20 protein-coding genes are annotated in these 20,413 nt (G+C 48.7%); 8 read left to right on the plus strand and 12 right to left on the minus strand.

The features are described 5' to 3' along the window. Positions 1-137: 137 nt before the first annotated feature. The gene (locus EGC76_RS07890; protein ID WP_128352593.1) at positions 138-764 is read right to left on the minus strand and encodes a c-type cytochrome; all 627 of its coding nucleotides are present in this window, start codon (positions 762-764) and stop codon (positions 138-140) included. A gap of 115 nt (positions 765-879) precedes the next feature. Between EGC76_RS07890 and yihA the strand changes: the two genes are divergently transcribed. Beyond that, the gene (gene yihA, locus EGC76_RS07895; RefSeq protein WP_128352443.1) at positions 880-1,518 is read left to right on the plus strand and encodes a ribosome biogenesis GTP-binding protein YihA/YsxC; all 639 of its coding nucleotides are present in this window, start codon (positions 880-882) and stop codon (positions 1,516-1,518) included. After that, positions 1,505-2,416: a DMT family transporter gene (locus EGC76_RS07900; protein WP_128352444.1), complete on the plus strand. Its 912-nt coding sequence runs from the start codon at positions 1,505-1,507 to the stop codon at positions 2,414-2,416. The genes yihA and EGC76_RS07900 overlap by 14 nt, the downstream gene beginning before the upstream one ends. A 177-nt stretch (positions 2,417-2,593) precedes the next feature. Here the strand turns inward: EGC76_RS07900 and polA are convergent, their stop codons facing one another. Further along, positions 2,594-5,398, minus strand: coding sequence for a DNA polymerase I (gene polA / locus EGC76_RS07905; protein WP_128352594.1), 2,805 nt, complete (start codon positions 5,396-5,398; stop codon positions 2,594-2,596). A 559-nt stretch (positions 5,399-5,957) separates the two neighbouring features. On the opposite strand from polA, the gene EGC76_RS07910 reads away from it, so the two are divergent. Then, complete coding sequence (locus EGC76_RS07910; RefSeq protein ID WP_128352445.1) at positions 5,958-6,221, plus strand: hypothetical protein; 264 nt, start codon at positions 5,958-5,960, stop codon at positions 6,219-6,221. Here EGC76_RS07910 and aroE read toward each other — a convergent pair. Continuing rightward, positions 6,218-7,045, minus strand: coding sequence for a shikimate dehydrogenase (gene aroE / locus EGC76_RS07915; protein ID WP_128352446.1), 828 nt, complete (start codon positions 7,043-7,045; stop codon positions 6,218-6,220). The two genes, EGC76_RS07910 and aroE, sit on opposite strands and share 4 nt — an antisense overlap. Between aroE and EGC76_RS07920 the strand changes: the two genes are divergently transcribed. Continuing rightward, complete coding sequence (locus EGC76_RS07920; protein ID WP_128352447.1) at positions 7,044-7,460, plus strand: group II truncated hemoglobin; 417 nt, start codon at positions 7,044-7,046, stop codon at positions 7,458-7,460. The two genes, aroE and EGC76_RS07920, sit on opposite strands and share 2 nt — an antisense overlap. On the opposite strand, the gene hemF is transcribed toward EGC76_RS07920, so the two are convergent. From hemF to EGC76_RS07950, 6 genes are read right to left on the minus strand one after another with little or no spacing between them, the layout of a single operon-like run. Then, the gene (gene hemF / locus EGC76_RS07925) at positions 7,457-8,374 is read right to left on the minus strand and encodes an oxygen-dependent coproporphyrinogen oxidase (protein WP_128352448.1); all 918 of its coding nucleotides are present in this window, start codon (positions 8,372-8,374) and stop codon (positions 7,457-7,459) included. The two genes, EGC76_RS07920 and hemF, sit on opposite strands and share 4 nt — an antisense overlap. Positions 8,375-8,376: 2 nt before the next feature. Beyond that, positions 8,377-8,943, minus strand: coding sequence for an L-threonylcarbamoyladenylate synthase type 1 TsaC (gene tsaC, locus EGC76_RS07930; protein ID WP_128352449.1), 567 nt, complete (start codon positions 8,941-8,943; stop codon positions 8,377-8,379). Between the two features lie 45 nt (positions 8,944-8,988). Next, positions 8,989-9,384 (minus strand): DNA topoisomerase family protein, encoded by a 396-nt coding sequence (locus EGC76_RS07935; protein WP_128352450.1) that lies wholly within the window; start codon positions 9,382-9,384, stop codon positions 8,989-8,991. Then, the gene (locus EGC76_RS07940; RefSeq protein WP_128352451.1) at positions 9,385-9,858 is read right to left on the minus strand and encodes a DUF494 family protein; all 474 of its coding nucleotides are present in this window, start codon (positions 9,856-9,858) and stop codon (positions 9,385-9,387) included. Between the two features lie 2 nt (positions 9,859-9,860). Next, on the minus strand, positions 9,861-10,907 hold the full coding sequence (gene dprA / locus EGC76_RS07945; protein WP_128352452.1) for a DNA-processing protein DprA: 1,047 nt from the start codon (positions 10,905-10,907) through the stop codon (positions 9,861-9,863). A gap of 34 nt (positions 10,908-10,941) precedes the next feature. Next, positions 10,942-12,030, minus strand: a complete 1,089-nt coding sequence (locus EGC76_RS07950; protein WP_164876819.1) for a LysM peptidoglycan-binding domain-containing protein — start codon at positions 12,028-12,030, stop codon at positions 10,942-10,944. 81 nt (positions 12,031-12,111) lie between these two features. Here EGC76_RS07950 and def point away from each other — a divergent pair, with 81 nt between their 5' ends. From def to trkA, 4 genes are read left to right on the plus strand one after another with little or no spacing between them, the layout of a single operon-like run. Next, the gene (gene def, locus EGC76_RS07955; protein WP_128352454.1) at positions 12,112-12,621 is read left to right on the plus strand and encodes a peptide deformylase; all 510 of its coding nucleotides are present in this window, start codon (positions 12,112-12,114) and stop codon (positions 12,619-12,621) included. Further along, on the plus strand, positions 12,608-13,570 hold the full coding sequence (gene fmt, locus EGC76_RS07960; protein ID WP_128352455.1) for a methionyl-tRNA formyltransferase: 963 nt from the start codon (positions 12,608-12,610) through the stop codon (positions 13,568-13,570). The genes def and fmt overlap by 14 nt, the downstream gene beginning before the upstream one ends. Further along, positions 13,567-14,877 (plus strand): 16S rRNA (cytosine(967)-C(5))-methyltransferase RsmB, encoded by a 1,311-nt coding sequence (rsmB, locus tag EGC76_RS07965; RefSeq protein ID WP_128352456.1) that lies wholly within the window; start codon positions 13,567-13,569, stop codon positions 14,875-14,877. The genes fmt and rsmB overlap by 4 nt, the downstream gene beginning before the upstream one ends. Beyond that, positions 14,874-16,250: a Trk system potassium transporter TrkA gene (gene trkA / locus EGC76_RS07970; protein WP_128352457.1), complete on the plus strand. Its 1,377-nt coding sequence runs from the start codon at positions 14,874-14,876 to the stop codon at positions 16,248-16,250. Before rsmB ends, trkA begins: the two co-directional genes overlap by 4 nt. 8 nt (positions 16,251-16,258) lie before the next feature. On the opposite strand, the gene EGC76_RS07975 is transcribed toward trkA, so the two are convergent. The 3 genes from EGC76_RS07975 to EGC76_RS07985 are packed head-to-tail and all read right to left on the minus strand — an operon-like array spanning position 16,259 to position 20,311. After that, positions 16,259-17,710 (minus strand): TrkH family potassium uptake protein, encoded by a 1,452-nt coding sequence (locus EGC76_RS07975; protein WP_128352458.1) that lies wholly within the window; start codon positions 17,708-17,710, stop codon positions 16,259-16,261. Next, a complete protein-coding gene (locus EGC76_RS07980) occupies positions 17,710-18,330 on the minus strand; it encodes a YigZ family protein (protein WP_164876820.1) in 621 nt (206 codons plus the stop codon). The genes EGC76_RS07975 and EGC76_RS07980 overlap by 1 nt, the downstream gene beginning before the upstream one ends. A gap of 7 nt (positions 18,331-18,337) precedes the next feature. Beyond that, the gene (locus EGC76_RS07985) at positions 18,338-20,311 is read right to left on the minus strand and encodes a transglycosylase SLT domain-containing protein (protein ID WP_128352460.1); all 1,974 of its coding nucleotides are present in this window, start codon (positions 20,309-20,311) and stop codon (positions 18,338-18,340) included. Positions 20,312-20,413: the final 102 nt, after the last annotated feature.

Below are 20,413 nucleotides of genomic sequence, written 5' to 3' on the forward strand. Positions count from 1 at the left end.
TCAATGATTTTTATCTTCTAAAAATGAATTTTCTTATAACTTTTTTGTCAAACCCGCGTTTTTATAGGGCTTTTTTTGTGTTTTTTTTTCAACAAATAAAACAAAAAAGGCAGCTGATGCTGCCTTTTTTATGGGTCTTAGTACAACCCTTGAACGTATTGCGACAAGATTTCGATATCCTTGTCAGTCAATTTGCTCGCTAAATCGCGCATCATATTATTCATATCATTCGCGCGCTCACCGCTGCGGAACAGCTCGAGTTGCTGCTTAGTGTAGGCTGCATGCTGCCCCGAAATATCTGGGAAGTTTGCCAAGCCCATACCGTCACCGCGAGGTCCATGACATGCTGCACACGCTGCAATTCCGCGCGCTTCATCGCCTGCCACAAATAATTTTTTACCGGCCGCAATGACATCTTCTGGTGCAGACCCACCTTCCATTTCTTGCGAAGCGTAGAATGCTGCTAAATCCGCCATGTCTTGTTCGCTCAACATAGCCACTTGCCCTTGCATGATCGCGTTAGCACGACCCTGCTCGCCACCTGTTTCATGGGCTAATTTATAGTCTGTTAGCTGTTTCAATAGGTAACCTTCGTGCTGACCAGCAATCTTCGGATACATATCAGATGGTGCATTTCCATCTTGTCCGTGACATGCAGCACAGACAGCGGCTTTTTGTTGTCCTGCTTCAGCATCACCGGTCGCTGCCATAGCAACACCTGTTAAGCCAAGGTACAGGCCTACGAACATTGCGATTTTTTTCATCATCGATATCTCTGCTCTGGGTAGTTGTAACAGACGCTATTTTACACAAAAGTTGTAAGGATTAAACGTCTAATCATGATACTATGTCGTTTCAATTGAGGTCCAAAACACGTCTATGAACACCACGTTGAATTTTCAACCCACAAAATTTATCACGAGCGCGGCAAATATTCGACAGTTGCCTGACGATACCGGCGTCGAAATTGCGTTCGCTGGCCGCTCAAATGCGGGCAAATCAAGTGCACTCAACACGATAACGCGACAAAAAGCGTTAGCACGTACGAGTAAAACACCTGGCCGTACGCAACTCATAAATGTATTTGAGGTGCAACCTGGTAAGCGTCTTATCGATCTACCCGGTTATGGATATGCCAAGGTTCCGATTTCTGTAAAAGAAAAATGGCAGCAAGCCCTCAGCGAATACTTGCAACAACGTGAGTCGCTTCGTGGCCTCGTATTATTGATGGATATTCGCCATCCCTACCGTGATACCGATCAGGATTTATTGCATTGGGCAACGGAATGCGAAATTCCAATCTTGGTTTTACTTACCAAAGCAGACAAATTGAAACCAAGCCAACGCAAAAGTACGCTACTTCAAGCACGTGAGGCTGCGCTTGTGTTCGGTGACGGCGTTCAAGTTGAAATGTTTTCGTCGCTGAACAAAATCGGCCTGCCTGAAGTTGAAGTTATCTTATCCGAATGGCTAAATAGCGAGCCCAAGACAACGGTTAACGCCGATGCAGCAGACTGAGGCCCCACCACTAAAGGCTTGGTTGCTGTTATTGCTGCTCGCATTAATCTGGGGCAGTTCATTTATTTTAATCAAGAAAGGGCTTATTGCCTTTCGGCCTGATCAGCTGGCTGCGATTCGCATCGCCTCTGCAGGTTTTTTTCTACTTCCATTTCTCATGCAACGTTTCAAAACGGTGCGTCGCCATCACTGGCCTAAATTAATTTCGGTTGGCTTAGTTGGTAGTTTTATTCCTGCATTTTTGTTTGCATTTGCACAAACACAATTAGCCAGTGGCGTTACCGGTGTACTTAATACCTTCACACCTTTGGCAACGTTAATTATCGGCGTTTTGGTATTTCGGCAAATGGTTGCTATGCAACAATGGGTGGGGGTTTTGATTGGCTTGGCCGGCACTTTTGTATTAATAACAGCCAGTGCCAGCGGTGAGCTACAGTTTAATTCATTTGCACTTCTGATTATTGTCGCAACCATCTGTTACGGCATTAACTTGAACCTGATTAAGCACCATATACCTGACCTTGGCGCGTTAACCATAACCGGGGTTAGCTTATTCCTTGTGGCGCCACCAGCTTTAATCTACTTGCTTGTCGCAACGCCTTTCATTGAGCAGCTTGGAACGCAACCTGACGTAGTGTTTTCGCTTGGGGCAATTCTAGTATTAGGTATTGTCGGCACTGCTATGGCGCTGGTTATTTTCAATACGGTGGTGAAAATGACAGACACTACCTTTACCAGTTCTGTTACCTATCTGATTCCTATCGTTGCGCTAATTCTTGGCGTAATAGACGGCGAACCGTTCTTGATAGAGCATGCAATTGGTATGGCGGCTATATTGGTCGGTGTATTTATTGCGAATCGCCGCGCTCGCAAGCCGCGCGTCGCTCCCACTGTTTGAATTCCAGAAAAGAAAAAGCCCGGCATAAAGCCGGGCAAAAGTTCTTACAATCCAGGGAGAGAACATCTCAGAAAGGTAATGACAAACGAACTCGAATCGTTTAATGCGCCTTTCACAGATTCTGACTGACCCTTTAAAAATTAGTTCAAAAAAAATTTTAATTTATCTAATTTTTTTTTAGTGTGCCTCGTCCCAGTTATTCCCAACGCCAGCTTCTGCAATAAGCGGCACCTTTAATTCTGCGGCTTGCTCCATGATTTCCACTAGCTTCTGCTGGTACTCAGCCACTTTATCTTCACGCACTTCAAAAACTAATTCATCGTGAACCTGCATGATCATCCACACTTCTTCATCGTGTACATTTTCGTTGAGATATTTTGCAACCGCTATCATTGCGCGCTTAATAATATCAGCCGCAGTACCTTGCATTGGTGCGTTGATCGCGGCCCGTTCGGCGCCTTTGCGGCGCATGCCGTTTTGCGATTTGATTTCAGGTAATTGTAAACGACGCCCATAAATTGTTTCGACATACCCGTCGCGTTTTGCCTGCGTACGCGTGTCTTCCATATATTTTAATACGCCTGGGAAGCGGTCGAAATATTTATCCATGTAATCTTGTGCTTCGTGGCGTGGAATATCCAATTGCCGCGCCAGGCCAAATGCCGACATGCCATAAATAAGTCCAAAGTTAACTGCTTTTGCCCGACGGCGTTGTTCACTCGAAACTTGATCAAGTGGTACGCCGAACACTTCGGACGCCGTCGCTTTGTGAATATCCCGGCCCTTAGAAAAGGCCTCTACCAGCGCGGGGTCCTGCGACAGGTGCGCCATGATTCTCAATTCAATTTGGCTATAGTCGATGGCTAATATTTTATAGCCAGCAGGTGCTGTGAAGGCCTGACGAACTCGGCGCCCTGCTTCTGTTCTTATCGGAATATTCTGTAAATTCGGGTCACTCGAAGACAATCGGCCAGTCGCTGTAACTGCCTGGTGGTAAGAGGTATGGATACGATTCGTTCGAGGATTCACCATTTTTGGCAGTTTATCTGTATAAGTCGATTTAAGCTTGCTCAAACCACGGTGCCGCATGATGACGTCCGGCAATGGGTAGTCGAGGGCTAGCTCTTGAAGAACCTCTTCAGCGGTTGATGGCGCGCCTTTAGGTGTCTTTTTTCGAATCGGTAACTGAAGCTTTTCAAATAAAATGGTTTGCAGTTGCTTTGGTGAGCCTAAATTAAACTCTTCACCTGCAATGTCATAAGCCGCCTTCTCCAGCTGTTGCAATTCTTTTGCTATCTCATGACTTTGTCGCGCCAATAATGGGGCATCAATCTGTACGCCGTGCTGCTCCATATCGACAAGTACTGGCAGCAAGGGTAGCTCAATTTTTGTTAATACATCCAACAGGGCTTGCTCTTCGCTTACTACTTTCCATAACTTGTTATGCAAACGCAGGGTTACGTCAGCGTCTTCGGCAGCATATGGCGCCGCTTGCTCTAGACCAACCTGATTAAACGTTAGTTGCTTCGCGCCTTTACCCGCAACTTCTTCAAAACCTATCGGCTTATGCCCTAAGTACTGCAGACTTAAACTGTCCATATCATGGCGTGAACCAACGCTGTTATATACGTACGAAGCCAACATCGTATCGTTATGAATGGCACCTAAGCGAATGCCATAACGACGCAGAATATGGCTATCGTATTTCAGGTTTTGGCCAATCACTTTTGCAGAGGTCGATTCCAACAGCGGCTTAAGCTGCGCCAATACCCAATCTCTATCGAGCTGCTCCGGAGCACCCGGATAGTCATGTCCAACAGGGATGTAACACGCATGCCCCGGCTCAATGGCAAACGATAAGCCGACTAATTCAGCCTCCATGTAATTGAGGCTGGTGGTTTCTGTATCAAAGGCATATGAGCTGGCTTTTTTTAAGGCACCTAACCAGGTTTCGAAGCTCTTTTTGTCGGTTACCGTTTCGTAGTGTTCGTGGCTTACCGGCGTGTCCTCGATTTGCTGGCTCGCTGTGTTAGCATTGCCCAGAGCTTGATCAGTTGCGGGCCCTTCCTCTAAAACTTCGCCTAGCCAGCGACGAAATTCACATTGCTTATACAATTCAATCAGCTCATCACGATTCGCAGGTTGAATCGTCAATTCGTCCGGCTTGGTTGTCAACTCAACATCCAGTTTTATGGTAGCTAACTCGCGCGACATCAACAGGATGTCTTTATGCTCGCGCAATTTAGCGGGCATTGTTTTTGCACCACGAAAATCCAACTCTGCAAGCGCATCTGGATTAGCCAACATTGCATCAATGGAGTCGATACCTTGTAACATTGCCAACGCGGTTTTTTCACCCACTTTTGGCATGCCAGGAATACCATCGGAGCTATCCCCCATCAGCGACAGAAAATCGATAATTTGTTCTGGCTTCACACCATACTTTTCAATCACGCCATCATAGTCGAGCAAAGTGTCGGTCATGGTGTTTATTAACATGACATGGTCATTTACCAGCTGCGCCATGTCTTTATCACCCGTACTAATGAGTGTGAAGCGGCCTTCGTCGCCGGCCTGCTGAGCCAAAGTACCAATGACATCGTCAGCCTCAACGTTGTCGATACACAAAAGCGGCAGCCCCAACGCTTTTACAATCTTATGTAATGGCTCAATCTGTTGCCGCAGATCGTCCGGCATCGGTGGCCGGTGCGCTTTATATTCGTCATAGATTTCGTTGCGAAACGTCTTACCTTTCGCATCAAACACAACCGCCATATGAGACGGCTTATATTTTTTCAGTAAACTACGCAGCATATTAACCACGCCGTAGATTGCGCCGGTTGGCTCACCTGACGAATTGGTAAGGTGAGGCGGTGCATAAAACGCACGAAATAAATACGACGAGCCGTCCACTAAAATAAACGGATTTTCAGGTACTTGGGGTGGTGTTTTTCGTGGTGATGTTGATGACGAATCGGCCATGGCTGAGATCTCGAATTTTGGCTGCTTTAAATTGCCTTGTAGCATGCCACAGCTCACGTATATTCGCTACTCGATAAGCTGCGTAACCTGTGCATACGTTGTGGATAAGTCTGTTGAAAACGAGAAATCTTGCCAGTTCAAGATCAGAGATCTCTGGCGATGAATTGCTTTATAATGTCTTGAATAACAAGGGTTTCGTAGTAATACTGAAGCCCTGACAGCGTCTTATTCTTATTTTTTTTCAGTTGTGGAAACTGATTTTAAACACACACGCGGGAGTCACATTGTGTTTCGCCAATTCTTATCAGAATCGAACTAGAAGACTAACACATTACTAATGGATTGCCAGCCACAAATGCAAATTTCTTTAGAACAATTTTTACGCGATATTAAAAATCATTATGCGTAAAAGGAATCAACATCGTCTTACTTTTTCTATATACTGCTTGTCATAGTTCTTGCAAATGTAATCTGAACTAGTGTTGAATAGGCAATGTGCTTTGCGCTAAAACAATGGATGATCCCTTTAACCTAACGTGGTCCTATGGAAACAGAATCGATGAAGCTGACAAAAGATGAGCTGCGCCAACTCGAAGAGTTCGAGCGCCGACGCATCGCTCTAAATCATTCTGAATGGTGGGACAGACTGTCGATGGATCAGAAGTTTGGCGTGTACCAATTGCAGAAATTTGGTTTTGACCTCGCATTTATTCGCAACACGGAAGACGGCCCATTGGCTGTGGTTCGTCGTGGTAGTGAATTCGCAACCGTTAATCACGAAGGTGATGTCGATTTAAGCCCAGATATTGTTTTACGCGACTAACGAGCTTTCTGCTGCGCTCGCAATTCGCCCAGCACGGCTTGAGTATTGAGTTCAGCACCTTCATGCCACAACCTAAACGCAACCCCTGCTTGTTCAACCAACATACCTAACCCGTCAGAAATTTTAGCCACACCCGCTTGACGCGCCTGTTGCATAAATACTGTTGGCTCAGCGCCATACATCATGTCGTAAACGGCGCCTGCTTGACCGAGTTGTTCGGCCGCAACGGCGACAGTTTGATGGGCTAACGATGCGCTGGTTGCATTGATGACCAAAGCTCCCGACGGAATCACAACCTCGTTTAACCGCGCTGCAACGAGCGTCCTATGATTAAAAACCTCAACAATAGCATTCGCTTTTTCGAGCGTCCGGTTAGCAATAATAAGCTGTCTGGGCCCCTCTGCGAGCAAAGGTCCTACAACGCCTCGTGCTGCACCTCCGGCACCGAGTAAGACAATGTCACGCTGCGCAATGGCTTGCTTCAGGTTCTGTGTCAGATCACGCACCAAGCCAATGCCGTCGGTATTATCACCCAGCAACTGTCCGTACCCAAGCGGTACAAGTGTATTCACCGCGCCAGCTTGTTTCGCCCGTGCTGTGACATGCGTCACCAGCTCATAAGCTTCCTCTTTAAAAGGCACTGTGACATTTGCGCCAGCCCCACCTTCACGAAAAAACTGGGCAACCGCTCGGCGAAACCGGCTAACCGATGTTAAACTGCGCGTATAGTTCAGCTCCACTCCCACTTGCTTAGCAAAAGCTAAATGTATTTGCGGAGACAAGCTGTGAGATATTGGATTACCAAAGACAGTAAATAACGCCATGTTAAATTTCCTTCGCTCGAGCAAAAAAGCTAACGGCCCACAATCAATCTACGATCAACTCGGTGGTGAAGTCGCTGTGCGTGCCATTGCAGAACGTTTTTATGATGTCATGGAGAGCGACCCACGCGCAAAGGATTTGTTGGCCATTCACCCGCAGCCAATGCATGGCATCCGACAAAAATTCTTTGAATTTTTAAGTGGTTGGTTTGGTGGTCCCGCGTTGTTTGAAAGGAAATATGGGCATCCACGGCTACGGGCCAGACACCTGCCCTTTACCATTGATGTAAAATTGCGCGATCAGTGGTTACTTTGTATGTACCAAGTGCTCGATGAACAAGTCTCGGACCCATTGCTGAAAATGCAATTGCGCAGCCAGTTCACGCAACTTGCTCACCATATGATCAATACCGGCTAAAGCTCCTGGAGCCAATCCCGAGGCCGCAAATAGTCAGAATACAACTTCGCCTCAGCACTATTTGGTTCTGGCTGATAACCGTATTCCCAGCGTGCCAGCGGTGGCATCGACATAAGAATGGATTCGGTGCGCCCGCCGGTTTGTAATCCAAACAATGTGCCGCGGTCCCACACCAAGTTAAATTCCACGTAGCGCCCACGACGATATAACTGAAAGTCACGCTCGCGTTGGCCAAATTCGGTGTGCTTGCGCCGCGCAATAATTGGTAGGTACGCGTCTAGGTAGGCGTCACCCACCGCGCGCATAATTGCAAAGCTCTCTTCAAAACCGCGCTCATTCAGATCATCAAAGAATAAACCGCCAACGCCGCGCGTTTCATCGCGGTGTTTTAGCCAAAAATAATCATCGCACCATTTTTTGAACTTCGGGTACAGGTCATCACCAAAGGGTTTTAGTGCATCATAGGCCACCTGGTGCCAATGTTTTATATCATCGTCAAACGGATAAAACGGGGTAAGGTCGAAACCGCCACCAAACCACCAAACTGGCTCCGCACCTTCTTTTTCCGCAATAAAAAACCGCACGTTGGCATGGCTTGTCGGCACATATGGGTTGTTCGGATGCATCACCAGTGACACACCGCAGGCATTAAAATTTCGTCCCGCTAGTTCCGGCCGGTGTGCCGTAGCCGAGGCTGGCATTTGTTCACCAAATACATGTGAATAGCCGACCCCGCCTTGCTCAAGTACCGCTCCATCACGCAACACGCGCGAACGACCACCGCCACCACCAGGACGTTGCCATACTTCTTCTTTGAATGTGCCAACACCGTCAGCTTTCTCAAGCGCCAAGCAAATACGATCTTGCAAATCTTTTAGGTAATGATTGACCTGATCAAGCATGTTTTCTTGCATAGCTAGTCTCTAAAAATTTCTTGGGTTAACGGGTCGATAATTCGTGACGGCTTCGTTGCGCCGCCCGTTGGGGCATCCATCACCCACGCAATACTTTCACCAAAGGTTTCACGTACGTCTGCTGCAGTAGTAAGCGCTGGCTGCCCCGATAAGTTCGCACTGGTCGAAACGATGGCACTACCAAGTGCTTTACATAACTGCCGAGCTGGCTCATGCGCAGTGACACGAACTGCAATTTTGTCATGAGTTCCACGTAACCATTCGGGCACATTATCCGACGCAGGTAATAATAATGTCACAGCGCCTGGCCAATTAGAAAACACACTAAAGCGCTTATCTTGAGGTATTTTTGCGTCTGCGACAAAACCCACTAACTGACTGTAGTCGGCCGCAAGTAAAATGAGGCCTTTTTCCTGAGGGCGTTGCTTCGCCTGCAGTAATTTCTGCACCGCGCTCTCGTTGCGCGGGTCACACCCTAATCCAAATACCGCTTCGGTTGGATAGGCGAGAAGTTCGCCTTGCGCAAACGCTTGCTTTGCCGGCAACCACGGGTCGGTCTGCTCAGTCATGAATTCATCTCTTTTACAAATATTGGTTAAGTTGACTAATGCGCGCTATTTTATCGAAGATTTATAGTCACAGGAATCATCTGCGCAAATCCAACGCTCACCGGCGGCGGTTTTCTTCTTCAGTAATAAAGGAAAGTCACATTTCGGGCAGCTTTCCGGCACCGGTGGCAGGTTAACTGAGTATTTGCATTTGGGGTAATGGTCGCAGGCATAAAACGAATTACCAAAGCGGCTCGTCTTTTGTACAAGCTTACCTTGTTTACAGATTGGGCATTGAGCATCTGTACCGGGGTCAAAATCAGCAGCCGTCATATAGTCACAGTCAGGATGGCCGCTACAACCAACATAAAGACCATATCGGCCTTTTTTTAGTTGCAGATCGCGCTGACACCGGGGGCATGGTACGCCCAGTGACTGAGGCTCCAAAAAGTTATCGGTCATTTAATGCAATAAACCCTCGGGTTCCTCAAACAGCAAGCCTTCCATTTGATCGTAGGCTTCTTCATGGCCCGGTACATTAAATAGCACCATCAGCACCACCCACTTCAAATCGTCCAGCGTAAACTGTGGCATGTCGAGTTCCATCACGCGATCAATAACCATTTCACGCGTTGAAAAATCAAGCACACCAAGGTTTTCGAGATACATTAAAAACCCACGACTGGAACAATCCAGACGTGCAACTTCTTCGGCCGTAAAGACCCGTGTACTGCTGCTCGGAGACTTATTCAAGTATGGTTTCAGCTGACTGTCCTGCAAGTCAGCCAGTCGCTCTAACCAAGCGAGTGCCTTATGAATCTCTTGGCGATGGAAACCAGCGCGCGTAAGTTCATCAGTCAGCTCATCATGGTTAACTACAACCTCCATGTCCGAATGAATATAGTTTTCGAACAAGTACATGAGGATATCAAACATCGTTAGCGCCTCCCCATTTTTATATAACCGCCTGCAATTGAGGTCACGCTCCCCTCCAACTCAAGTAACACCAACTGCTCTGTAACAATGGCAACCGGCAGCCCGCTGCGCGCTACAATGGTATCGATTGATGTGACCTCTGATCCCACATTAGCCAACAATTGGCGGTTTGCCAAGCTTCGGCTTGAATTAATTTGCCCTTGCCCTTGTTCATCATTAGATGGGGGTAAATCAGGTAAATTCAACTCATGCAGAATGTCGCTTACCGAAACAGCCAACCCTGCGCCTTCACTGAGTAACTTGAAACACCCACTGTGAGCTGGATCCCAAATCGAACCGGGTACCGCCATAACAATTCGCTGCTGCGCTTGCGCAAGGCTAGCGGTAACCAAGGTACCGCTGCGAAGCTTTGCTTCAACCACCAAAACGAGCTGTGCGAGTCCACTAAGAATACGATTCCGCCGTGGAAAGTGATCACGTTTACCCGGCATGCCTGGGGGAAATTCACTGATCACGAGTCCAGCCTGCATAATTTGTTGTTGCAGTTGTTGATTGCGTGGTGGGTAGTAAATATCAGGCCCAGTTCCCAGCACTGCCAAGGTGCGCCCCTCAGCAAGCGCGGCGCGATGCGCAGCAGCGTCAATGCCAGCTGCTAATCCGCTACTAACAATAACACCGGAACGCGCCAAACCTCGCGCAAAATAGTCGGCTGAGTGTTGCCCTACCGGTGAAGCGTTGCGACTGCCAACAATAGCAACGCAGGTGCCTTGCAAGCAGCCAAGGTCGCCCCGTGCAAACAACACGAGAGGCGGGTCGTGAATGTGTTGGAGTCGCTCTGGATAACGCGAATCACGTATCGGAATAAGATGGCATTCCGGTTGAGCGAGCCAACGCAATAATCGGTCTACGTGGGCGGGTACAATGTTGCTGTCGGGAAGTCGGGCATGATGAAGCATCTGCTCGAGGGAACTTAAGCTGCGTAAAAACTTCCGATGTTTGCTCGGCGCGCTGGCAAGCGCCAGCATCGCTGTTGCGGTTTCAGCGTCCATGCTGAAAACCTCCGAATAGTTAGTGAGGTAATAGTTAGAATTGCTTCGGTATGAAGTAGTCGCCTACTGATAGCCATTCTCGCGAACGCAGTACCATGGCAAAGCTCGTTGTTTCTTGCACTTCTAACACCATCATTTCAGCGGTTGCAGAAACCGGTAATTGCACCGTATTGCGCCACAACCGGGAAAGATCGTCCGCCGGTTTATAAAAATTAACCAACTTGATTTCTTCACCTTCAACGAAAACCGTCGAACCTGGGCGTATCGCTTGGTACATCTGCCCCACTTCAACGCCGTCCGCACGACCTTTATCAATCATAACCACATCATATTTGCCTTGTTCTTTGCGGCTGTTCAATGACGCGATAACTTGACCATCTATTGCGTTACCTGGCATCGGCGTAATAATTTCAGGTATGTTTAACGGACGCGCATCCATCAGATAATCGCCACGGCGAATCTCGCGCTGAATGCGACTCAACTCTCCCTCGGCCAACTCACCGCTGTTGAAGGTCACATCAACGTCACCAACATAGCGCAGTAACTCGCCTTGCGGCAGCTTTTCAATGGGCGTAAATACGCTATAAGTCGTTTTCTCAACATGACCTTTGATAAACACCGGTAACATGCCATTGACTCGCGGTGCGCCGCGGTTATCGCCAAGCACCTGTGGCAACTTCGTCTTCTCCGAGGTCGTAATCAGGCGGTGCTCTGTAAGCAGGGGGGCCAGCATTTCGCGCGAAAATGTCGGAATCGGTTCACCTTTATCCTTCACTTCACCTTGCGGCAATAGCGCAACATATTCTTTGCGTGTAAGTTGCGGTTTACCATCAATCCAGACCAAGGTGAGTTTGTCACCCGGGTAAATCAAATGCGGGTTGGCTACGTCTTCATTAATTCGCCACAACTCAGGCCAATACCATGGGTCATTGAGATACATTTCGGAGATATCCCAAAGCGTATCCCCTTTCTTCACCACATACTCTTGCGGTGCATCGTCACGCAAAGTAAGCACATCGCCTGAGGTTTGCTGTTCCGTGTTCGATTGCGCCACGGCTACATGCTGTGGTGATACCAACAGAAAACCGATTAGCGCAATCGCCGGTAGTTGCCATTTGGTCATCGTAAGCTCCATTGTAAAACCGTGTGTTCATCCCCAAATTACGTTAAAATCACGCAAGATGAAACTAGCGAATGATAGGTTATGAGTAAATTAACAATTTTAAAATATCCCGACGAACGATTACGCACCATCGCACAACCAATTAAGCAGGTTGATGATGCCTTGCGTGCCGACATCGATAACATGTTCGAAACCATGTACGAATCCAATGGCGTAGGCTTGGCTGCGACGCAAGTCGATATCCATCGCCGCCTATTCGTTGCTGACTGCAGTGAAGATCAGAACGAAGCACTGGTATTTATTAACCCAGAGATTACAGCACAAGAAGGTCACTTCACCAATGAAGAGGGCTGCTTGTCTTTTCCTGGAGTCTACGCCAAAGTTGAACGAGCTGGCAAAGTTACCGTCACGGCACTTGACCGAAACGGTGAGCAGTTTTCTTTGACCGCCGAAGGATTGCTGGCCATTTGCATTCAGCATGAAATCGATCACCTCAATGGTAAGCTGTTCGTTGACTACTTGTCGCCGCTTAAACGCGACCGAATTCGTAAAAAACTCGAAAAAGAAGCGCGTGTAAATGCAGAATCCTAAAAAGGTGGTGTTCGCGGGCACACCAGAGTTTGCCGCCGAACACCTTGCTGCATTGATCGATGATGAGCAAACCGAAGTGCTTGCCGTTTACACCCAACCGGACCGCCCAGCGGGGCGCGGTAAGAAACTTCAGGCCAGTCCGGTTAAGCAACTTGCATTGCAACACCATTTGCCAATACATCAACCACAATCGTTGAAAAACGCAGACGCTCAGGCAGAACTTGCCGCTTATCAAGCCGACGTTATGGTTGTGGTGGCGTACGGAATATTACTGCCACAAGCTGTACTTGATGTGCCGCGTTATGGTTGCATTAACGTGCATGGCTCGCTACTACCTCGTTGGCGTGGCGCCGCGCCAATTCAACGTGCATTGTGGGCGGGAGATGCCGAAACTGGCGTGGCGATTATGCAAATGGAAGCAGGCTTAGATACAGGGCCTGTGCTTCTTGAAGCGCGCTTGCCCATTACTGCCGAAGACACCTCCGCTACGTTATATGACAAGCTGGCGAAATTAGGCCCAGCTGCATTACTCGAAACACTGCACAATCTTGAAGCTCTGCAACCTCATGCTAAAACGCAAGATGATGCCGCAGCCACCTATGCAAAAAAACTGAGTAAAGAAGAAGCACAGCTAGACTGGCAGCAGCCTGCAGCTGCGCTGGAACGCTGGGTGCGGGCGTTTAATCCGTGGCCCATTTGCTGGCTAGTAGCTGGGCAAGGCGATATTGTTAAAGTATGGCGGGCCGATGTGGTGCCGGGCAGCAACACGCCCCCAGGTACCGTATTGCAAGCAGATAAACATGGAATTGTCATACAAACCGCTGATCAAGCATTACGTTTGCTTGAATTGCAACCCGCTGGCAAAAAGCCAATGCCAGTTGCCGACTTTTTAAATGGTCGCAGTGACGGGTTCGTGGTTGGCAGCAAGCTGCCTTTAGGTATTTTATGACGCAAAATAACCTACGCCCGGGCGCCGAAAGTCGTGCTGTAGCTGCACAAGCAGTGTTTCAGGTGATTGAGCAAGGCCGTTCATTAAGTCAGGCATTACCTGAATTAAACCGCAAGCTTTCAGTACGTGACCGTGGCATGGCACAAGCGCTGGCATATGGTGTTTTGCGCCACCTACCCCAATTGAATTTTTTTATCGGCGCACTGGTCGCGAAACCGTTAAAAGGCGAGTTGAAGATTTTACATTCGCTGCTTCTGGTTGGCGCGTATCAACTAACCTACATGGGTTCAGCTGAACACGCGGCGGTTTCAGCAACCGTAGATGCAGCAGTACTACTAAAACGCAGTAAACAAAAAGGTTTAGTTAACGGTGTACTGCGCAGCTTGCAGCGTCAATTGCCGCAATTGCAAACTCAACTGCAACAAAAGCCGGCCCTTACGCACGGGCATCCGCGCTGGCTAGCTGATCGTATTCAAAGCCAGTATGCAGATAAAGCAACAACGATTATGGCTGCCAACAATGCACAAGCGCCCATGTGGCTGCGTATCAATTTGCAGCACACCAATCGTGACAGCTATTTGGCCCTACTCGATGAGGCTGGCATTGCCGCGCATGCCGACTCACCACTTGCCAGCGCTATTTGCTTAGAACAAGCCGTGGATGTGCAAAGCCTGCCGCACTTTAACGATGGCTGGGTTTCGGTGCAGGATATTGCAGCGCAACATGCAGCCTGGTTACTTGATGCCCAAGCGGGTGAATCGGTGCTCGATTGTTGTGCGGCACCGGGCGGAAAAACCGCTCACATTCTCGAACAACAGCCGACTATAAAGATGCTTGCGATTGACTCTGACCCGCAGCGCCTGCAACGTGTACACGACAACTTAACCCGATTACAGCTGAACGCCGATGTCAAAGCCGCTGATGCGAGCAATGTGAATGCATGGTGGCATGGTGAGTTGTTTGATCGCATATTACTTGATGCGCCGTGCTCGGCTACTGGCGTGATTCGTCGCCATCCAGACATTAAATGGCTACGCCGTGACAGCGACATTGCGGATTTAGCGCGCACGCAGCAAAAGATATTGGATGCCCTGTGGCCAACGTTAAAGCCAGGCGGTACCCTTCTTTATGCAACTTGTTCTATACTGGCGGAAGAAAATACACAGCAAATAGAAGCATTTAAAAAGCGCCATGCTGACGCTATTGCCGTTGCAACCAACCCCAATGGCGCAGTAGAGTGGCAATGGTTGCCTGGCGACTTTGACGGTGACGGTTTCTATTACGCAAAACTGGAAAAACGCAGATGAAAATAGTGATTCTTGGTGGTGGACAAGTCGGCGGTACGTTAGCTGAAAACTTAGTTGGCGAAGACAACGATATTACGGTTGTTGACACTGATTCGACACGCCTTGAGTCTCTGGCCGAGCTGCATGATATTCGCACTATTGAGGGGCACGCATCGCACCCGCGCGTATTGCGCCAAGCCGGCTGCGAAGACGCAGACATGCTGATTGCTGTAACCCCTAGCGATGAAACCAACATGTTGGCGTGTCAGATTGCCTACACCTTATATCGCACGCCGAAACGAATCGCCCGTATTCGCTCAGAAGAATACAGCGATTACAAAGATAAACTGTTCCACAAAGACGACATTCCTGTTGATCATCTGATTTCACCAGAGCAGCAGGTTACCGATTACATTAAACGGCTGGTTGATTATCCTGGCGCTCTACAGGTTATGGAATTTGCCGGCGGCCGCGCCAGCTTGGTTGCGGTACGAGCTTATTACGGCGGTAAGTTAGTTGGCCACGCGATTTCTACGCTTAAAAGCCACATGCCGAATGTTGAAACGCGCGTCGCAGCCATATTTCGTCAAGGACAAGCCATCAAGCCAATGGGCACAACCATTATTGAGGCTGGTGACGAAATTTTCTTCATTGCCGATACCCGCTATGTGCGCATGGTGATGGAAGAAATGCAAAAACTTGAACATCAGTACCGTCGAATTATGATTGCTGGCGGCGGTAATGTGGGGGCAGGCTTAGCCGCACGATTGGAAGAAAACCACCGCGTTAAGCTAATTGAGCGCAATAAAGAACGTGCCGAAATGCTTAATGAGAGTTTGCAAAATACCACGATTCTCCACGGCGACGCCTCCGATGAGCGCTTGCTCACTGAAGAACACATTGAAGACATGGATGTGTTTATTGCGGTAACCAACGACGATGAAGCCAACATTATGTCGGCGATGTTGGCTAAGAAACTCGGCGCTAAGAAAACCATGGTGCTGATTCAGCGCCAAGCCTATGTTGATTTGGTGCAAGACAATGTTATAGATATTGCTATTTCGCCGCAACGCGCGACAGTCTCTGCGTTACTCTCCCTGATACGCAAAGGCGACATAGTGAATGCTTACTCACTGCGAAAAGGCGCTGCTGAAGCTATTGAAGCCATCGCTCACGGCGACGAAAAGACCTCAAAAGTAATTGGTAAAACCATTGATGAGATTAAACTTCCGCCGGGTACCACTATCGGTGCCATTGTGCGCGGTAATGAAGTTTTGATCGCGCATGACGATACCGTATTGCAGGCAGATGACCACGTTATTCTATTTTTAGTGGATAAAAAATACATTCGCGAAGTAGAACGTCTGTTCCAACCAAGCGCCCTGTTCTTCTAACAGGGCTGTTAACTGCGCCAAAATGTGGGCGTTAGCAGTACCAATATAGTGAATACTTCCAAGCGTCCAAATAACATCGCAACCACCAACAGCCACTTAGCTGTGTCGGAAATCTCAGCGTAATTTGCGGCCACTTCACCAAGACCTGGGCCAAGGTTGTTCAGGCACGCAGCCGTTGCGGAAAATGCCGTGATGTCATCCAACCCCGTCGCCAACAAGCCCAGCATAATCACCACGAAAACTAAGGCATAAGCCGCAAAAAAACCCCATACCGCTTCGACGACTCGCGGCGGTACAATGCGCTTGCCGAGCTTCACGGAATACATACCTTGCGGATGCACAAGTCGGTTCAGTTCGCGTACGCCCTGACGGAAAAGCAATAGCACGCGTACAACTTTGAGCCCCCCAGCCGTTGAGCTGGCACACCCGCCAATAAAGCTGGCGAAAATGAGTAAGATAGGCAGAAATAGTGGCCAAGACGCAAAGTCCGTGGTGGCAAAACCTGCGGTGGTACTAATAGAAACCGATTGGAATAAGGCCTGATTGAACGCTATTTCGGTTGTATCGAACACTTTGTGCACCAATACCGTCATAAACACGATAACAACCAAAACAGTTTGAATAAGTATAAACCCGCGAACCTCTGGATCTCGGAAATAGCTCCACAAAGAACGTCCAGTGATTGACGCGTAATGCACTGCGAAGTTAATTGATGACAGCAGCAAGAAAACCACACAAATCATATTAATGGTGGCGCTATCAAAGTAGCCCATACTGGCATCGTAGGTACTGAAACCGCCTACCGCGATGGTCGAAAATGCATGACTAATGGCATCAAACCACCCCATGCCAGCAAGCTTATAGGCAAAGGTACACACCAGAGTTAACGCGACATAAATATACCAAAGGTGTTTCGCCGTATCGGCAATGCGGGGGGTCATTTTTGCGTCTTTTAGCGGCCCCGGAATTTCCGCGCGATAAAGCTGCATGCCACCGATGCCTAACATCGGCAGTATAGCTACAGCTAACACGATGATACCCATACCGCCGAGCCATTGCAGTTGCTGACGATAAAACAAAATACTATGCGGTAAATGCTCAATGCCAGTTAATATTGTGGCGCCCGTGGTGGTTAAACCCGAAAATGATTCAAACGCGGCATCGGTAATCGACAGTGGCACTTCAGCGGTAAACCAAAAGGGTAAAATACCCACCGAGCCCAGTACCGTCCAGAAGAGCACCGTGAGCAAAAAGCCGTCGCGAACTTTTAGATCTGAACGCTCATTGCGGTTTGGATACCAAACCAAAAAGCCTACAGTAATACTCACTATGAACGACAACAGGAACGCAACACCGCCACCGTCTTCATAGATAAGTGCCACAATACCTGGCGGTATTAGGGTGGCACTAAACAAACATATTAATAGTCCAAGAATGCGAAGAATGCCGCGAAAGCGCACTAGGAGTCCTCATTTATAATTGTTAGTGCTACGCGCCCATGCGTAGCGTTTTTTATTTCGGTTTTGAGTTCTAAGGCTGTTTCCGCCACAACGGCGAGTTGTGCAGCAATGCGTTCTGCAAATTCCTGCTGTTCAATTTGGGCATGATAACGCTGCAACACATGTGAAATCACATTTTCATCTGCGTAATCGTAGTTTATCTGTGCCGCTTTGCGTAGTATTTTTTCTTGTGTTGGCAGAACCTTAAGCACTTCAGCGGTAGCTTGGCTGTAAGCACGCTGTAAGCCGCCAGTGCCCAACTTGGTGCCACCAAAATATCGTATCACCACCGCCGAAACCTCACCAATACCACTGCTTTGTAGCACATTAAACATTGGCTTCCCAGCTGTTCCCGATGGTTCGCCGTCATCACTCATCGCGTATTTCTGGCTATCATTCGGTGCGCCCCATAGTGCAGCCGAACAATAATGGCTTGCCGCAGGCCACTGCTGCTGACACGCTTGAATATGTTGTTGATGCTCTTGTGCGGAACAAACCTGCCGTACCGAGGCAATAAAACGGCTGTTTTTAACCACGATTTCTGTTTCTGCAACGCCAACTGGCACCAAGTATCCGCTCATGACTTTCCTATTGTTTGGGCCCAGCAATACTAATCTGCATGGGCACCAGCTCGCCAAATACATCAGCTTGCTGGTTCTCATTACGCAAGGTGCGATAAATCTGTTGGTAAGCCAGCACATTTTTTACGTAATTCCGCGTTTCTGCGTAGGGTATAAGTTCCACCCATCGGTCAGCTTCAAGCGGTTGGGCTGGCAGCCAATCATAAACGCGATAAATACCTGCATTGTAAGCTGCTGTGGCTAACAACCAGTTGTTCCCTAAACGCCGCTGTAAATCAGCTAGGTAGCGCGTACCTAAGCGAATATTGTACGAGGCGTTAAACAGCTCGTGGGTGCTTACGTCACGCCGCTCAACCAAATTCGCGGTAGCGGGCAGCAGTTGCATAAGCCCATAAGCTCCGGCATGAGAGCGCGCATCATCACGAAAAGCACTTTCACGCCGAGACACGGCCAACGCCCAGTTTACATCTATTTCTGCTGCATCCGAAAAGCGCTGGTGATCGTCCATGTAGGCTTCTGGAAAGCGCTGAGCAATCGCGTCATATTCACCCAACTTACCGAGCGTATAAATGGCTTGATCATGCCAACCCCAGTCGCTGGCAATCATCGCTAATGCGCGCTGGTCGGCGAGCGGAACATGCTCAAGTAATGCATTCCATTCGCGTCGCGCATCAAGATCGCGATCTAATGCGCGTAGTTCGAAAGCTCGCTGAACTCCAGGCAACTGACTCACTCGGTTTAGGTGTTCCGGATCTATTACCATGGGCTCTTTAGTCAGCGTTAACGGTTGATCTAACTGAGCCGCTGCGAGAAATCCATAATAGCTGCGCTCTTGCGCAACGCGCTGCCAAACCTGCTTGGCCACTTGCTCATGACCGAGAGCTTGCAAAGCGCGGGCGAACCAATACTGCCACTGGCCTGATTCCCGCTGGGCATCTGGCAGCCGCGGAACAAGCCCCATGACTTGCACCCAAGCCCCCTGCCGCAACCATTCAGCCAACTGCCAATGCAAGGTTACATCTGTGTGTTCGGTCGGATCAAGCCGCGCCAACCAGCGGCCTGCTTGTTCATGCCCTTTTAAACTGAGTGCAACGGCAAATGTTTGGCGTAACTGCAGATATTGCTCAGCAGAAAAATTGATATGGGTCGGCAAGGCGTCTATCACTCGAAGCGCTACGTCTGGGTCACGCCAAATCAAGCGCCCAAGGCCATACGCAACAATTTGCGTTTCGTGCGCAGGATAATCGCCAGAAAGCCACTTCGTATCAGCAATTTGACTTGGGTCACGCCGCACGCGCCGGTAGTGCTCTGCCAAGTAATGCATTGGCTGCGGCAGCATTTTTTGCAAGTAAGGAATGAGCGTATGCTGGCCCCCTTCTGCAGCCAACGCAATCCGCTCCCAAACCATGTCATCGGTGCGCAATCCAGCGTTTTGCCACGCTTCAAGCACGGGGTCACAGGCATCGGGAAGTGACTCACCCGTAAGCCAAATATCATTAACCAAGCGCAGTATAGGCTTAGTCTCACCCTTTCCCGTTGCCAACTGTGCGTAGATTGCAAAACACTGATGGCGAGTTGACCCCGGCGCATCGTAGTCGCGTAAGAACTGTTCGTAATGATGCCCCGCCATCAATTTATCAAGCCACATAGCTCGCGTCTGCCACTCCAGTGGCGACTGCGGGTGGGCCTGCAAGAAACTTAGCACTTCAGCGTCTTGTTCGGGTTGCGCAAATTGACGCAAGTAAAAGGCATCTAGATAAGCGGCTAGCGGATAGTTTTCTAGTGCTTCGCGAAGACGCTGATAGTCGTCAAGCTGACGCCGCTTTAACGCAATTTCAGCTTCGAGGAAGAGTTCCCGTTGTTGCACGCGCACATCTATATCGGCATTTTCGGCTGAACGGGCTTGAATTACACCTGTCATACCAATTACCGCAACAATTCCGAGCGTTAGATACCGCAAACCATCATTTAACTTCGACATAATTCAAACGCACGTTTAAAAAACCATTGAAAAATTGCCCTAATAAGGCCAAACTCTAGGGCGACTATAAGAACCACTTTAACCGAAAGCAATCTGATTATC

The sequence above is a fragment of the Pseudidiomarina gelatinasegens genome, from assembly GCF_004025325.1.
Lineage (GTDB): Bacteria > Pseudomonadota > Gammaproteobacteria > Enterobacterales > Alteromonadaceae > Pseudidiomarina > Pseudidiomarina gelatinasegens.